The sequence below is a fragment of the Streptomyces sp. NPDC014656 genome (assembly GCF_043084305.1).
In the GTDB taxonomy this organism is placed as follows: domain Bacteria; phylum Actinomycetota; class Actinomycetes; order Streptomycetales; family Streptomycetaceae; genus Streptomyces.
Window position 1 is genome coordinate 62460 of sequence record NZ_JBIBZN010000006.1, and the last position, 17250, is coordinate 79709.

The 17250-nt window shown below is 77.5% G+C and carries 1 protein-coding gene; it reads right to left on the reverse strand.

Annotated elements, in window-relative coordinates:
• Nucleotides 1-35: 35 nt before the first annotated feature.
• Nucleotides 36-17243, reverse strand: a complete 17208-nt coding sequence (locus tag ACF1ED_RS16270; RefSeq protein WP_391760859.1) for an SDR family NAD(P)-dependent oxidoreductase — start codon at nt 17241-17243, stop codon at nt 36-38.
• Nucleotides 17244-17250 lie beyond the last annotated feature (7 nt).

The following is a 17250-nucleotide window of genomic DNA, read 5'->3' on the forward strand; positions in this document are numbered from 1 at the left end:
GGGGGGGGCCGTCACCGCTTCCGGACCGGGGACCGTCACTCGAACTCGTCCACCAGGGCGAACAGTTCCTCGTCGGCCGCCGCGTCCAGATCGCCGTCGAACAGCGTCTCCGGCACCTGGCCGGCCCGGCCGCCGTCCGGCGCGCCGCCGACCAGCTCCCGGAGCCTGCCGATCGCCTCCGGCTCCAGCCGCCCGTCCCGGATCAGCGTCTCCAGCTGGTCCAGGAGGGGAGCGGTCCTGGCCGCCGCCAGCACGCCCCGCACGTACCCGGCCAGGGCCGCCGGGGTCGGGTGGTCGAACACCAGGGTGGTGGGCAGCCGTTCACCGGTGGCCGCCGCCATCCGGTTGCGCAGCTCGACCGCGGTCAGCGAGTCGAAGCCCAGCTCGGTGAACGATGCCTCCGAGGCGATCGCGGAGGGGTCCTCGTGCCCGAGCGCCGCGGCGACCTCCCGGCGGACCAGGTCGAGCACCGCGCCCGGCTGCTCCCAGGCGAGGGCGGCGCCCGCCGCCTCCGGCCGCCCGGTCGCCGGCGAGGGCGCCCCGGCGGGCGCGGTCCGGGGCGCGAGGTCCCGGAGCAGCGCGGGCGGCCGGGGGGAGGCCGCGAGGGCCGCCCGGTCGACGCCCGTCACGGCGAGCACGGTGCCGTCGGACCCGCCGGCCGCCGGGGCGGCGAGCGGCGCGGTCGCGAGGTCGAAGGCGGCGAGCGCCTCCGGCTCCGCCAGGGCGCGCAGCCCGAGGCCCCGGATCCGCCGCAGGTCCGCCTCGGCGAGAGCGCCGCCCATGCCGGTCTCCCACAGGCCCCAGGCCAGCGAGACGGCGGGCAGACCGAGCGCGCCGCGGTGGGCGGCGAGGGCGTCCAGGAAGGTGTTGCCGGCCGCGTAGTTCGCCTGGCCCGCCGTGCCGAGCAGGCCGGCGATCGACGAGAACAGCACCAGCGGCTTGTCCCCGGCCAGTTCGTGCAGGTGCCAGGCCGCGTCGACCTTGGGCCGGAGCACCGTGTCGAGCTGGTCGGGGGTGAGCCCGGCCAGCGTGCCGTCGGCGAGGGTGCCGGCGACGTGGACGAAGGCGACGGGGCGGTGCCGGGCGACGACCGCCGCCAGCGCGTCGCGGTCGGTGGCGTCGCACGCCTCCGCGAGCAGCCGGACGCCGTCGTCCAGGTCCTCGACGGCCGGGGCCGTACCGCTCCGGCTGAGCAGCAGCAGCGAGCGGGCGCCGTGCCGCTCCACCAGGTGGCGGACGAGCGCCGTCCCCAGCGCCCCGCTCGCGCCGGTGACCAGGACGGTGCCCTCCGCCCAGGGGACGGAACCGCTCCCCCGGTCGTCGGGCCCGGCGACGGCCGGGCGGTGCCGGACCAGCCTCCGGGCCAGCGGCCTCCCGTCGGCGATCCGCACCTGCGGTTCGGCGGCGAGCGCGGCTCCGGCCTGGGCCAGGGCCGCGGCGACCTCGTCGCGGACGTCGCCGGTGCCGTCCCAGTCGGGACGGTCCACCAGGAGGAACCGGTCGGGGTGCTCGGCGGCGGCGCTCAGGACCAGGCCCCGGACGCCGGCGTGGGCGAGGTCGGCGCCGACCACGACGGCGAGCCGTCCGGCGGTGTCGGCGGCGAGCCGCTCCCGCAGCACGCCGAGGGTGTGGTGGACGGCCCGCCGGGCGCGCTCGGGCAGCTCGCCCGGGCCGGCGTCGACCTGGGTCACCTCAAGGGCCCGGTCCGGCGCGGTCGTTCCGGCCGGTGCCCCGTCGAGGGGCCGCCAGACCGGTGCGTACAGCAGGTTCGCGCCGGCCGAGGCGGCGGTCGGGAGGCCGGTGAGCGGGCGGAGGACCAGCTCCTCGGCCTCGAAGCGGACGGTTCCGTCGGCGTCGCTCACGACCAGGCGCACCGACTCGGGTCCGGTGGGGGTGATCCGGGCCCGCAGGACCGTGCCGCCCGGCGCTCCGGGTCCGGCGTGGAAGCGGACGCCCGACCAGGAGAACGGCAGCATGGCCGGCCGGTTGTCGTCGGCGACGCCGGGGAGCAGCGGGTGCAGGGCCGCGTCGAGGAGCGCGGGGTGGACGGCGAAGCCCTCCGCGTCCTGGTCGGCGGCGATCTCGGCGAACAGCTCCTCGCCGTGCCGGTGCAGCGAGCGCAGGCCCCGGAAGGCGGGGCCGTAGCCGTAGCCGTGGCCGGCGACCCGGTCGTACAGGCCGTCGAGGTCGATCCGGGTCAGGTCCTCCGGCCAGGGGGCGTCCCCGGCGGGGGCGCCGCGGTCGGCGGCGAGGGTGCCGACGGCGTGCCGGGTCCACGGGAGGCCGTCGGAGTCCGGGTCGTCGCTCCGGGAGTGGAGCGTGAGGTCGGAGCCGTCCACCGTCAGCTGGAGCACGAGCCCGCCGGTCTCCGGGACGACCACCGGTTCCCCGAGGGTGAACCGCTCCAGCGGTCCGGCGGTGGCGGCCAGTTCGACCAGGGCGGTGCCGGGCACGACCACGGCGCCGCCCACCCGGTGGTCGGCCAGCCACGGGTGGCCGGCCAGGGAGATCCGGCCGGTGGACACGGTCGTGCCCCGGCCGCCGTCCTCCCCGGTGCCGCCGCCGCTTCCGGTGGCGGTGCTTCCGGTGCTTCCGGTGCTTCCGGCGGCGAGGTCGACCGCCGCCCCCAGCAGGGGGTGGCGCGTGGCGCGCAGTCCGGCGCCGGTCACGTCGCTCCCGCCGACCGGGGTGAGCCAGAACCGCTTGCGCCGGAAGGCGTAGGTGGGCGCGTCGACCGGGCGCGCGCCGGGCAGGACGGCGCTCCAGTCGGGCTCGGTGCCCCGGGTGAACAGGGTGCCGACGGCCTCCGCGAGGGTCTCCGGCTCGGGCCGGCCCTCCCGCCGCAGCGGCACGCCGACCGGGCTGTCGGCCTCCTCGGCGGGGAAGGCCGCCGCGATCATGCCGGTGAGGACCGCGTCGGGTCCCACTTCGAGCACCGTGCGCACGCCCCCGTCCCGGGCGGTGAGCAGCGCCTCGTGGAAGCGGACGGTCGCCCGGACCTGGTCGACCCAGTACTCGGGGTCGGTCCACCGCTCGGCGGGGCCGCCGGTGACGGTGGAGAGCGCGGGGATCACCGGCGGGTGGTAGGAGAGCTCCCGGGCGACCGCCCGGAAGTCCTCCAGCATCGGCTCCATCAGCGGCGAGTGGAAGGCGTGGCTGACGGCGAGCCGCTTGGTGCGCCGACCCCGGGCCGCGAACTCCTCGGCGGCGAAGGCCAGTACGGGCTCCTCCGCGCCGGAGAGCACCAGCGAGGCCGGGCCGTTGACGGCGGCGACCGTGACGCCGGGCGGCAGTTCCCGCCCGTCCAGCTCGGCGGCGGTCGCCTCGACGGCGACCATCGCGCCGCCGCGCGGCAGCGCCTGCATCAGAGCGCCCCGGGCGGCGACCAGCCGGGCGGCGTCGGGCAGCGTCAGGACGCCCGATGCGTGCGCGGCGGCCAGTTCGCCGATCGAGTGGCCGAGCACCAGGTCGGGCCGGACGCCCCAGGACTCCACGAGCCGGAAGAGCGCGACCTCGACGGCGAACAGCGCGGGCTGCGCCGTACCGGTCTCGTCCAGGTCCCGTCCGGTGGCGATCGCCTCCCGGACGGCCGTGCCGAGCGCGTCGCCGAACTCCGCGCAGACCGCGTCGAAGGCGGCGGCGAAGACGGGGTGGGCGGCGGCCAGTTCGCGGCCCATGCCGACGCGCTGCGCGCCCTGGCCGGTGAAGGCGAAGGCGAGGCCGCCGCCGGCCGGGCGCACCGGGACGGCGTCCCGCAGCCCGGCCGCGCTGGTCGCGGCGATCCGGTACGGCAGCGCGGAACGGGTCGCCAGGGTGTACGCCTCGTCCGGCGTCCGCAGGCCGGCGACGCGCTCCGCCTGGTCGGCGAGGGCCTGCTCGCCGCGGGCGGAGAGCACCCACGGGAGCGGGACCCCCGGGAGCGGCGCCGGGGCGGTCTCCGTCTTCGTCCCGGGCTCCGGCTCCGCCTCCTCGACGATCACGTGGGCGTTGGTGCCGCCGAAGCCGAAGGAGGAGACGCCGGCCCGGCGGGGGCGCTCCCCGCGCGGCCAGGGGCGGGCCCGGTCGAGCAGTTCGACCTTGCCCTCCGCCCAGTCGACGTGCCGGGACGGGGTGCCCAGGTGCAGGGTGGCCGGGGCGAGCTCGTGGCGCAGGGCCTGCACGACCTTGATGATGCCGCCGACTCCGGCGGCCGCCTGGGCGTGTCCGATGTTCGACTTCAGCGAGCCCATCAGGACGGGGTGTTCCCGGTCGGAGCCGTAGGTGGCCATGACGGCCTGGGCCTCGATGGGGTCGCCCAGCCGGGTGCCGGTGCCGTGCGCCTCGACCAGGTCGACGTCGGACGGGGCCAGCCGCGCGGAGTCGAGCGCGGCCCGGATCACCCGTTCCTGGGCGGGGCCGTTGGGGGCGGTGAGTCCGTTCGACGCGCCGTCGGAGTTCACCGCGGAGCCGCGCAGGACGGCGAGGACCCGGTGGCCGTTGCGGCGGGCGTCCGACAGCTTCTCCAGCAGCAGCATGCCCGCGCCCTCGGCCCAGCCGGTGCCGTCGGCGTCGTCCGAGAAGGACTTGCAGCGGCCGTCTTCGGAGAGTCCGCGCAGCCGGGAGAACTCGATGAACGGCGTCGGCGTGGACATCACCGTCGCGCCGCCCGCCACCGCGAGCTCGCACTCCCCTCTCCGCAGCGCGCCTGCCGCGAGGTGCACGGCGACCAGCGAGGACGAGCAGGCGGTGTCGACGGTGAGGGTCGGCCCCTCGAAGCCGAAGGTGTAGGCGAGGCGGCCGGAGGCGATGGAGCCGGCGCTGCCGCTGTAGAGGTAGCCCTGCACGCCGTCGGAGGGCAGGCCGGGCCGGGAGCCGTAGTCGCTGTACATGACGCCCACGTAGACGCCGGTCCGGGTGCCGCGCAGGGCGCCCGGCTCCAGGCCGGCGTTCTCCACCGCCTCCCAGGTGGTCTCCAGGAGCTGGCGCTGCTGCGGGTCGAGCGCGGACGCCTCGCGGGGCGAGAGGCCGAAGAACTCGGCGTCGAAGAGGTCGGCGTCGTGCAGGAAGCCGCCGCGGCGGGTGGTGGAGGTGCCGGGGTGGTCGGCGTCGGGGTGGTACAGGTCGCCCGGCCAGCCCCGGTTGACGGGGAAGTCCGAGGTGGCGTCGCGTCCTTCGGCGACCAGCCGCCACAGGTCCTGCGGGGAGGCGACGCCGCCCGGGTAGCGGCAGGCCATGCCGACGATCGCGATCGGCTCGTCGTCGCCGTCCGTCGCGGGGCGCCGCCCGGCCGGGGCCGCCGCGTCGCGCGCCGGGGACGCGCCGTCGGCCTCGGCCAGGCTCCACAGGTGGGCGGCGAGCGCGTCGGGGGTGGGGTGGTCGAAGACGACGGTGGCGGACAGCCGCCGTCCGAGCGCGGCGCCGAGCTGGTTGCGCAGCTCCACGGCGGTCAGCGAGTCGAAGCCGAGCTCGCTGAAGGAGCGCCCCCCGTCGACCTCGCCGGGGTCGGCGTACCCGAGGACGGCGGCCACCTGGCGGCGGACGGCGTCCTGGAGTCCGGCCCGGTCGAGGACCGGGGCGGTGTCGGCGTCCGGTCCGGGGCGGCCGGCGGCGCGGCCGGTCCCGGGGGCGGCGGCCGGTCCGGCCAGGTCGCGCAGGAGCGCGGGCAGTCCGGTCCGGCCGCGCAGGGCGGGGCGGTCGACGCGGGTCAGCGCGAAGACCGGGGTGCCGGTGCCGCCGAGCCGTTCGACGGCGGCGTCGAAGAGGCCGAGCGCCTCGGCGGTGTCGAGCGGGCGCAGCCCGGTCCTGGCCAGGCGCTGGAGGTCGACCTCGGTGAGGTCGCCGGAGATGCCGCTGCTCTCGGCCCACAGTCCCCAGGCGAGGGAGACGGCGGGCAGGCCGAGGGCGTGGCGGTGGGCGGCGAGGGCGTCCAGGAAGGTGTTGCCCGCGGCGTAGTTCGCCTGGCCCGCCGTGCCGAGGAGGCCGGCGACGGAGGAGTAGAGCACCAGCGGCTTGTCCCCGGCCAGTTCGTGCAGGTGCCAGGCCGCGTCGGCCTTGGGCAGCAGGACGGAGTCGAGCTGTTCGGCGGTGAGGCCGGCCAGGGTGGCGTCGGCGTTCACGCCCGCCGTGTGCACGACGGCGGCGGGCCGGTGGGCGGCGAAGACCGCCTCCAGGGCCGTGCGGTCGCTGACGTCGGCGGCGACGAGGACGGCCTCGGCGCCCAGTCCGGCCAGCTCGGCGCGGAGTTCGGCGGCGCCGGGCGCGGTCTCGCCGCGGCGGCTGACCAGCACCAGGTGCCGGGCGCCGTGGCGGACGACCAGGTGGCGGGCGAGGAGCGCGCCGAGGGTCCCGGTCGCGCCGGTGATCAGCACCGGGCCCGCGCTCCAGTCGACGGCGGTGCCGGTGCCGGCCGCGGCGGGGCGGCCGAGCCGGGGCAGCAGGAGGACGCCGTCCCGGATCGCGAGCTCCGGCTCCGGGGAGCGCAGGGCCGCGTCGAGGAGCTCCCCGGTCGCCGTGGCGTCGGCCTCGACGAGCTGGATCCTGCCGGGGTTCTCCGCCTGGGCGCTGCGGAGCAGGCCGCGGACGGCGGCGTGCCGCAGGCCGGGGGCGAGCACGAAGGCGTGGCGGCGCTCGTCGTCCTCGGCCAGGACCCGGCGGAGCAGGCCGAGCACGGAGTGGACGGCGGCCCGGGCCCGCGCGCCGACGTCGCCGGTGCTGCCGGTGCTGCCGGTGTGTTCGGTGCCGCCGTCGCCGTCGGCCGTGGCCGCGGTGAGGTCGTGCGCCACGGACGGTTCGGCGGCCGGCGGGGCGTCGGTGCCCGCCGGGCGCCAGACGACCGCGTGCAGCCCGGCCGGCGTCCCGCCCTGGCCGAGCGGCAGCAGGGCCAGCTCGTCGACGGTCAGGACGGGCTCGCCGTTCCCGTCGTGGGCGGTCAGCCGGGCCGTGCCGCCGCTCACGGTGACCGTGGCGGTCAGCGCCGCGGCGCCGGTGGCGTGGCGGGTGACGCCGCTCCAGGAGAAGGGCAGCACGGCCGGGGCGGCGGGATCGACGACACCCGGGAGCAGGACGTGCAGGACGGCGTCGAGCAGGGCCGGGTGGAGGCCGAAGCGGCTCGCCTCGGCCCGCTGCCGCTCGGGGAGCGCGACCTCCACGAAGCGGTCGTCGCCGTCGCGGCGGACCGTGCGGAGGTTGCGGAAGGCGGGGCCGTAGTCGTAGCCGTGTTCGCTCAGCCGCTCGTACGCCCCGGTCAGGTCGACCTCGGCGCCGGCCGGTGCGGCGGCGGCGGGCGGGGCGGCCCGGCCGGGCACCAGGACGCCGTGGGCGTGCGCGGTCCAGCCGCGGTCCTCGCCGCCGTCGGCGCCGTCCCCGCCGTACCCGTCGCCCTCGCCCGGTGCGGGGCGGGAGTGGACGACGACGGTACGGGCTCCGGCGCCGTCCGGCGCCTCGACCCTGACCTGCACCGCGGCGGGCCCGTCGGCGGGCAGCACCAGCGGGGCGGTGAGGGTGAGTTCGGCGACGGTCGGGCAGTCCAGCAGCTCGCCGGCGTACAGCGCCATCTCCAGCAGCGCCGTGCCGGGCACCACTGCCTCGCCGCGGATCCGGTGCTCGCCGGCCCAGCCGGAGGCGGAGGTCTCGCCGGTCAGCAGCGTCGTGCCGTCGGCGAGTTCCACGACCGTGCCCAGCAGCGGATGTCCGGAGGACGGGGCCTCCAGCCAGTAGCGGCGGTGCTGGAAGGGGTAGCGCGGGAGGGGGACCTGACGGGTCGCCGGGAGCAGCGCGGTCCAGTCGACCGCCGCGCCCCGCACGTGCAGGGCGGCGAGGGCCGCGTAGGCGGTCTCCACGTCGTCGCGGCCGGAGCGGAGCATCGCGACCCGGGCGCCACCGGTGGTGCCGGGGGCGTCGTCGTCGGCGAGGGCCTGGGCGACCATCGCGGTCAGCACGGCGTGCGGGCCGAGTTCGACGAACTCGGTGACGCCGTGGTCGCGCAGGGTCCGCACGCCGTCGGAGAAGCGGACGGCCCGGCGGACGTGGGCGACCCAGTAGTCGGGCGAGGTGAGCTGCCCCTCCTCGGCCAGGGCCCCGGTGACGTTGGAGACGACCGGGACGGCGGGCTCGTGGAAGGTGACGGCGTCCAGCGCGGCCCGGAAGCCGTCCAGGGCCTCGTCCATGTGCGCCGAGTGGAAGGCGTGGCTGACCACGAGCCGCCGGGTGCGCCGGCCGAGGGCCGCCCAGTGCCCGCTCGCCGCGGTGACCGCGGCCTCGTCGCCGGAGACCACCACGGAGCGGGGGCCGTTGACGGCGGCGATCTCCGCGCCGGCCGGCAGCGCGTCCAGGACCTCGGCCTCGGTGGCCTCCAGGGCGGCCATCGCCCCGTCGTCGCGGGCCGACCGCATGGCGGCGCCGCGGGCGGCGACCAGGCGGCAGGCGTCGGGCAGGTCGAACACCCCGGCCACGTGGGCCGCGGCCACCTCGCCGACGGAGTGCCCGAGGAGGTAGTCGGCGGTGAGGCCGTGGTGCGCGGCGAAGCGGTACAGCGCCACCTCGACGGCGAACAGCGCGGCCTGGGTGTGGTCGGTCTGGTCGAGCAGCACGGCGTCCGCGCTGTCCGGCTCGGCGAAGACGACCCCGGTCAGCGGGTGGCCGAGCAGCGGGTCGAGGTGCGCGCAGACCTCGTCGAACGCGGCCCGGTAGACGGCGGAGCGCTCGTACAGTCCGCGTCCCATGCCGAGCCGCTGTGCGCCCTGGCCGGTGAAGAGGAAGGCGGTCGCGCCGCGTCCGGTGCCGTCGCCGCGCACCACTCCGGGTGCCGTGGCGGTGCCCTGGGCGAGGGCGTCCAGGCCGCGCAGCAGGGCTTCCCGGTCGGTGCCGAGGACGACGGCCCGCCGGTCGAGCCGGGCCCGCCGGGTGAGCAGGGTGCCGGCGACGTCGGCCGGGTCGAGGCCGGGGTGGGCGTCGAGGTGGGCGCGCAGCTCGGCGGCCCGGGTCCGCAGGGCGTCCTCGCCGCGCGCGGAGAGCGCCAGCGGCAGGACCGGCGGTGCGGCGGGGTCCGGCGCGCCCGGGGCGGTGGGCGCGGCCGGGGTGCGGGGGGCGGTGGCGGGGGTCTCGGCCTGCTCCAGGATCACGTGGGCGTTGGTGCCGCTGATGCCGAAGGCGGAGACGGCGGCGCGGCGGGGCCGGCCGAGCTCCGGCCAGTCCTGCCGCTCGGTGAGCAGCTCGACCGCTCCGGCCGACCAGTCCACGTGCGGGGACGGCTCGTCGAGGTGCAGGGTGCGGGGCTGGACGCCGTGGCGCAGCGCCTGGACCGCCTTGATCACGCCGCCGACGCCGGCGGCGGCCTGGGCGTGTCCGATGTTCGACTTCAGCGAGCCGAGCCGGACGGGCTCCTCGCGGTCCTGGCCGTAGGTGGCGAGCAGGGCCTGGGCCTCGATGGGGTCGCCGAGGCGGGTGCCGGTGCCGTGCGCCTCGACGAGGTCGACGTCGCGGCCGGACAGGCCGGCGTCGGCGAGGGCGGAGCGGATCACCCGTTCCTGCGAGGGGCCGTTGGGGGCGGTCAGGCCGTTGGAGGCGCCGTCCGAGTTGACGGCCGAGCCGCGGAGCACGGCGAGGACCCGGTGGCCGTTGCGGCGGGCGTCGGAGAGCCGCTCGACGAGGAGCAGGCCGACCCCCTCCGACCAGCCCGTGCCGTCGGCGGCGGCCGAGAAGGACTTGCAGCGGCCGTCGGTGGAGAGGCCCTTCTGGCGGGAGAACTCCACGAAGGTGCTCGGGCCCGTCATCACGGTGACGCCGCCGGCCAGGGCGAGGTCCACCTCGCCCTGCCGCAGCGCGTTCGCGGCCAGGTGCAGGGCGACGAGCGAGGAGGAGCAGGCGGTGTCGACGGTGATCGCCGGGCCCTCCAGGCCGTAGACGTACGCCAGCCGGCCGGAGACGACGCTGGAGGTGTTGCCCGCCAGGAGGAAGCCCTCCACCTCGCGGGGGGTGGCGGGCAGCCGGGCGGCGTAGTCGTCGTACATGACGCCGGCGAAGACGCCGGTGCGGCTGCCGCGCAGACCGGTCGGGTCGATGCCGGCGTCCTCGAAGGTCTCCCAGGCCGTTTCGAGGAGCAGGCGCTGCTGCGGGTCGGTGGCGAGGGCCTCGCGCGGCGACATGTCGAAGAAGGGCGCGTCGAAGAGGTCGGCGTCGTGCAGGAAGCCGCCGTGCCGGGTGTAGCTGGTGGCGGGGTGGTCCGGGTCGGGGTGGTAGAGGCCGTCCAGGTCCCAGCCCCGGTTGACGGGGAACTCGGAGACGGCGTCCCGGCCTTCGAGGACGAGCCGCCACAGGTCGTCGGCGGAGCGGACCCCGCCGGGGAAGCGGCAGGCCATGCCGACGATGGCGATGGGCTCGTCGGAGCGGGTGCCGGTCCGGCGGGCGGCGGGCTTCCGCTCCCCGGCGGCCCGGGCCGAGGACTCGGCCAGGAAGAGGGCCAGTGCCTCCGGTGTGGGGTGGTCGAAGACCAGGGTGGCGGGCAGCCGGCGTCCGGTGGCGGCGCCCAGGCGGTTGCGCAGGTCGACGGCGGCGAGCGAGTCGAAGCCCTGCTCGCGGAAGGCCTTGGAGAGGTCGAGCAGGTGCGGGGCGGGCAGGGCGAGGACGGCGGCGGTGTGCGTCCGGACGAGGTCCCGGGCCTGCTTCTCGGTGAGGGCGGCGCCGTCCGGTCCGGCGGGGGCCGGGGCGGCGGGCTCGCGGCGCCGCCTGACCAGGCCGCTCAGCAGGGCCGGCACCGGCGCGGCGGCGGGGATCCCGGAGAGCCGGAGGGCGGCGGGGACCGGCAGGGCCGTCGCGGCGGTCACCGCGCGGTCGAAGAGGTCGAGGCCCTGGGCGGCGGTGAGCGGCGCGAAGCCGGAGCGGGTCCAGCGGTCGAGGTCGGCCGCGCCGAGGGAGTGGCCCATGCCCTCCTGCCACAGGCCCCAGGCGAGCGAGCTGCCGGGCAGGCCCTGGGCGCGGCGGTGCGCGGCGAGGGCGTCCAGGTAGGCGTTGGCGGCCGCGTAGTTGGCCTGGCCGGCGGTGCCGAGCAGGCCGGAGACGGAGGAGAAGAGGACGAAGGCGTCGAGCGGGAGGTGGGCGGTCAGTTCGTGGAGGTGGCGCGCCGCGTCGGCCTTGACGCCCATGACGGTGCGGACGCGTTCCTCGGTGAGCGCGGTGATCGTGGCGTCGTCGAGGACGCCGGCGGTGTGGACGACGGCGGTGAGCGGGGCGTCGGCGGGGAGGCCGTCGATCAGTTCGGCGAGCGCGGCGCGGTCGGTGACGTCGAGGGCGACCACGCGGGCGCCGTCGAGTTCCGCCCGGAGTTCGGCGGCGCCGGGCGCGGCGGGGCCCCGGCGGCTGACCAGCAGGAGGTTGCGCAGGCCGTGCCGGTGGTGGAGGTGCCGGGCGACCAGCGCGCCGAGGCCGCCGGTGCCGCCGGTGACGAGGACGGTGCCGCGGGGGTCCCAGCCGAGGCCGGTTGCGGGGTCGGTGGAGCCGGTGGCGGGGCCAGTGGCGGCGCCGCCGCCGGGACCGGTGGTGGTACCGGGCTCGGCTGCGGGCGCGGTGGCCGGGGCCGTCCTGGTCAGTCGGGGGACGAGGAACACGCCGTCGCGCAGGGCGAGTTGCGGCTCTCCGGTGCGTACGGCCGCGTCGGCGGCGGCCCGCACGTCCCGGCCGCCCTCCGGGTCGACGTCGAGGACCACGATCTGGTCCGGGTACTCGCTCTGGGCGGTGCGCGCCAGGCCCCAGACGGTGGCGGCGGCCGGGTCGGCGAGCGCCGCGTCCGGGGCGGCGGCCACGGCGTCGCGGGTGACGAGGACGAGCCGTTCGGCCGGGTCGTGATCGCCGGTGACCCACTCCTGGACGGCGCCGAGCGCCCGGCCGGCGGCGGCGGTCGGGTCCCCGCCCGGGTCGATCTCCACGACCGTGGGCGCCGCGGCGCCGTCGGCGGGCGCGGGGGCGGGCCGCCAGGCCACCTCGTAGAGCGGTTCGGTGCCGGTGCCGCCGGAGGCGGCCGCCCGCAGGGTCAGCGCGTCGACGGTGGCGACGGGGGCGCCCGTCGCGTCGGCGAGCAGCAGCTCGTAGGTGTCGGGGCCGACGGGGGTGATCCTGGCCCGCAGTTCGGTGCCGCCGGCGACGGCCCGATGGGTCCGCACGCCGCTCCAGACGAACGGCAGGCGGGTGCCCTGCGCGCCGTCGGCCAGGCCGAGGACGACGGGGTGGAGCACGGCGTCCGTCAGGGCCGGGTGCAGCAGGAACCCGTCGGCGGCGCCGAGGTGCTCCTCCGGGAGCCGGAGCTCGGCGTACAGCGTCTCGCCGTCCCGGTGGACCGCCCGCAGGCCGCGGAAGGCCCCGGCGTAGGCGTAGCCGCGGCCGGCGAGGAGCTCGTAGGCGTCCTCCACCGGGACCGGCTCGCCGGCCGGCGGCCACGCGCCCGGGTCGTCCGCCGCGGGCTCCGGCGCGAGGCCGGGCGCCTGGAGCAGGCCGGAGGCGTGCCGGGTCCACTCCCGCTCGCCGTCGCGCCGCGAGTGGACGGTCAGCCGCCGCTCGCGGACGGTCACCTGCACGGTGACGGAGCCGGTGGCCGGGAGGGCCAGCGGGGACTCCAAGGTCAGGTCCGCCACCTCGGGCAGGCCGACCCGCTCGCCCGCGAAGAGGGCGAGTTCCAGGAAGGCGGTGCCGGGCAGCAGGACGGCGTCGCCGACGACGTGGCCGGCGAGCCACGGGTGGCCGGCCAGCGAGACGGTGCCGGCCAGCACGACCTCGTCGCGGTCGACGAGTTCGACGACGGAGTCGAGCAGCGGGTGCTCGGAGGCGGCGCGCGCGGGGCGGGGCGGCAGCCAGTACCGGTCGCGGAGGAAGGGGTGGGTCGGCTCGGCGCCGTGGATCCGCTCCAGGGCGGCCCGCAGGACGTCCGGCTCGGAGCCGGTGGAGCGGCCGAGCGGGACGACCCGGGCGACGCCGGCGGAGCGGATGAGCGGGGTGAGGGCGGCGGACGGGCCCGCCTCGACGAACAGCGCGGCCCCGGCCTCCCGCAGGGCGAGGACGGCGTCGTGGAAGCGCACGGTGCCGCGGATCTGCTCGGCCCAGTGGTCGGCGTAGCCGTCGGGGTCGGCGGGCAGCGGGCGGCCGGTGACCGTGGAGACGACCGGGACGGCCGGCGGCCGGTGCTCGACGGTCCTGGCCACCGCGCGGAACTCGTCGAGGACCTCGTCCATGTGCGGGGAGTGGAAGGCGTGGCTGACGGTCAGCCGGGTCGCCCTGCGGCCCCGCTCCCGCCAGCCGGCGGCCACGGTCTCGGCGGCCTCGGCGTCGCCGGCGATCACCACCGACACCGGTCCGTTGACGGCGGCGACCACGACGCCGTCGACCAGGCTCGCGGTGATCTCGGCCTCGGTGGCCTCGACGGCGATCATCGCGCCGCCGGAACGGGCCCGCTGCATCAGCCGGCCGCGCGCGGCGACCAGCTTGGCGGCGTCGGGCAGCGAGAGGACCCCGGCCAGGTGCGCGGCCGTCAGCTCGCCGATGGAGTGCCCGGCGAGCAGGTCGGGGACGAGGCCGTGCTCCATGGCGGTGCGGGCCAGCGCCACCTCGTGGGCGAAGAGGGCGGGCTGGGTGTAGCGGGTCTGGTGCAGCGCCGGGTCGTCGCCGAACATCAGCTCCTTGAGCGGCCGGTCCAGGTGCGGTTCGAAGGCGGCGCACACCTCGTCGAGGACGCGGGCGAAGACCGGGGAGGAGGCGTGGAGTTCGCGGCCCATGCCGGCGCGCTGGGCGCCCTGTCCGGTGAAGACCAGGGCGGTGGGGGTCCGTTCGCCCTGTTCGAGGACGAGGTGGGCGTTGGTGCCGCTGATGCCGAAGGCGGAGACGGCGGCGCGGCGGGGCCGGCCGGCCTCCGGCCAGGGCCGCTCCTCGGAGAGCAGCTCGACCCGGCCCGAGGTCCAGTCCACCCGGGGGGTGGGGACGTCGGCGTGGAGGCTGCGGGGCAGCACCTCGTGGCGCATGGCCTGGACGACCTTGATGACGCCGGCGACGCCGGCGGCGGCCTGGGTGTGGCCGATGTTGGACTTCAGCGAGCCCAGCAGGAGCGGGGCCTCGCGGTCCTGCCCGTAGGTGGCGAGGACGGCCTCGGCCTCGATGGGGTCGCCGAGGGAGGTGCCGGTGCCGTGGGCCTCCAGGAGGTCCACGTCGGCGCCGGTCAGTCCGGCGTCGGCGAGGGCGGTGGTGATGAGGCGCTGCTGGGAGAGGCCGCTGGGGGCGGTCAGTCCGTTGGAGGAGCCGTCGGAGTTGACCGCGCTGCCCCGGATCACGGCGAGCACCGTGTGGCCGTTGGCGCGGGCGTCGGAGAGGCGTTCGAGGACCAGCATGCCGACGCCCTCGGCCCAGCCGGTGCCGTCGGCGGCGTCCGAGAAGGGCTTGCACCGTCCGTCGGCGGCCAGTCCGTGCTGCCGGGAGAACTCCTCGAACATGCCGGGGGTCGCCATGACGGTCACGCCGCCGGCCAGCGCCGCCGACGCCTCGCCGGACCGCAGGGCGCGGACGGCGAGGTGCAGGGCGACGAGCGAGGAGGAGCAGGCGGTGTCGACGGTGAGGGTGGGGCCGACGAGGCCGAGCTGGTAGGCGATGCGGCCGGACAGGACGCTGGTCGTGGTGCCGGTGAGGACGTAGCCGGCGACCTCGTCGCCCGCCTCGTGCATCCGGGGGCCGTAGTCGGAGGCGGTGCCGCCGACGAAGACGCCGGTACGGCTGCCGCGCAGGGCCTTCGGGTCGATTCCGGCCCGCTCCAGGGCCTCCCAGGAGGTCTGGAGCAGCAGCCGCTGCTGCGGGTCCATGGCCAGCGCCTCGCGGGGCGAGATGCCGAAGAAGGCGGGGTCGAACTCGGCGGCGCCGGTGAGGAAGCCGCCGACCGGGGAGTAGCCCTCGCCCGCCGTCCAGCCGCGGTCGTGCGGGAACGGGCCGATGACGTCGCGCTGTTCGGCGACCACCCGCCACAGGTCCTCGGGCGAGGCGATGCCGCCGGGGTAGCGGCAGGCCATGCCGACGATGGCGACGGCGTCCTCGTCGGCGGCGCCGGTCCGCGCGGGGGCGGCCGGGCCGGTGCGGGACGGGCGGCGGGCGGCGGGGCCGGTGCCGGTCGCGGTCGCGGCGAGGTGGGCGGTGAGTTCCCGGGGCGTGGGGTGGTCGAAGAGCAGGCCGCTGGAGAGGTTCCGGCCGGTGGCGGCGGAGAGGCCCTCGATGAGTTCGACGGTCATCAGGGACGAGAAGCCGAGGTCCCGGAAGTTGGTGTCCTGGTCGACGGCGTCGGGGTCGGTGGCGCCGAGGGCCGCCGCGATCTCCGCCTTGACCAGGGCGGCGGTACCGGTGTCCGTACCGGCCGCGCCGGTGGTCCCGGCGCCGTCCCGGGGGGCCGGGTCGGTGCCCGTCCAGTACCGCTCGCGCTGGAAGGGGTAGCCCGGCAGCCGCACCCGCCGGGCTCCGGGCGCCGCGTAGAGCACCGTCCAGTCGACGTCCTCGCCGCGGACGAACGCGGCGGCGAGCCGGGCGGGTTCGCCCGCGTCGCCGGAGTCCTCGGCGGGCGCCCCGGCTCCGTCGGCCGCCGCCTCCGGAACCGTCCCCGAATCCGGCTCCGCCCCCGCCCCCGGCTCCGTCTCCGGATCCGTCTCCGTCCCCGGATCCGGCTCCGGGCGGGTGATCACGTGGGGGGCCGGGGTGTCCGTCGCGAGGGCGTCGAGGCCGGTGCGCAGCTCCTCGGCGTCCGAGGCGAGGACGACGGCCCGGTGCCGGAAGGCCGTCCGGGTCGTCGCCAGGGAGTGCCCGAGGTCGTACGGGGCGATCCCGGCGTCCCTGAGCAGCGCGGCGTGCGCCCGCAGGGCCTCCGGGGTCCGGCCCGAGACGGGGACGGCGACGGGGAGGGACGGGGCGGCGGGTTCCGCGGCCGGGCGCTCCGCGGGGGCCGGCGGTTCGGCGAGGACCACGTGGGCGTTGGTGCCGCCCATGCCGAAGGAGGAGACGCCGGCGACGAGCGGGCGGTCGGGGCGCGGCCAGTCGGCCAGGGCCGTGTGGACGCGGAGCCCGAGGTCGTCGAAGGGGATCGCGGGGTTGGGGGTCTCGAAGTCCAGGCTCGCCGGGAGGCGGCGGTGGCGGATGGCCAGGACGGTCTTGAGCAGGCCGGTGATGCCGGCGGCGCCTTCGAGGTGTCCGACGTTGGTCTTGACCGAGCCGACGAGCAGCGGGTCCTCGCGGCCGGTCCCGTCCGCGGCGCGGTCCGCGAAGACGGCGCCGAGGGAGGCCGCCTCGACCGGGTCGCCGACCGGGGTGCCGGTGCCGTGCAGCTCCACGTACTGCACCTGGCCGGGGGCGGTGCCGGCGCGCCGCAGCGCGGCCCGGATCACGCGCTCCTGGGCCTGGGGGCTGGGCACGGTCAGGCCGGGGGTGGCGCCGTCGTTGTTGACGGCGCTGCCGCGGATGACCGCGTAGACGTCGTCGCCGTCGGCGAGGGCGGCCGTGAGCGGTTTGAGGACCAGCACGACGGCGCCCTCGCCCCGGACGTATCCGTTGGCGCGGGCGTCGAAGACGTAGCTGTGGCCGTCGGGCGAGAGGCCGCCGAAGCGCTTCGCGCCGAGCGCGCCCTCGGCGAGGAGGTTGAGGTTGACTCCGGCGGCGAGGGCGACGGGCGACTCGCCCGAGCGGACGCTCTGGGCGGCCAGGTGGACCGCGACGAGCGAGGAGGACTGTGCCGTGTCGACCACGACGCTCGGCCCGCGCAGGTCCAGGGCGTAGGAGACGCGGTTGGCGATGACCGCCCGGTGGGTGCCGGTGTTGGTGTGCTGGGTGATGGCGGCGTCGCCGCCGCTCAGGACCAGGCCGGCGTAGTCGTCGCGGAGCGAGCCGACGAAGACGGAGGCGGCGCTGCCCGCCAGGGCGGCGGGGACGATGCCGGCGTCCTCCAGGGCGGACCAGGCGAGTTCGAGGACCAGCCGCTGCTGCGGGTCCATGGCGGCGGCTTCCCGCGGGGAGATCCCGAAGAAGGCGGCGTCGAAGTCGCCGACCGCGTCCAGGAACGCCCCGAAGCGGGCCCCGCCGTCGAAACCGACCGAGCCCGATATTCCGTCCCGCCGGTCCTCCGGTATTTCGGTGACGGCGGTGCGTCCGTTTCTCAGGAGCTCCCAGAATTCCTTCGTCCCGGCCGCTTCGGGCAACCGGCAAGACATTCCGACGATCGCGACGGAATCGTCGCGAACATCCCCGTGACCGTCATGTCCTGTCGTCATGTGAGAG

What these genes read in the sequence shown, in the direction of transcription:
- ACF1ED_RS16270 (WP_391760859.1), bottom strand. Translation starts at nt 17,243, where the DNA reads ATGACGACAGGACATGACGGTCACGGGGATGTTCGCGACGATTCCGTC.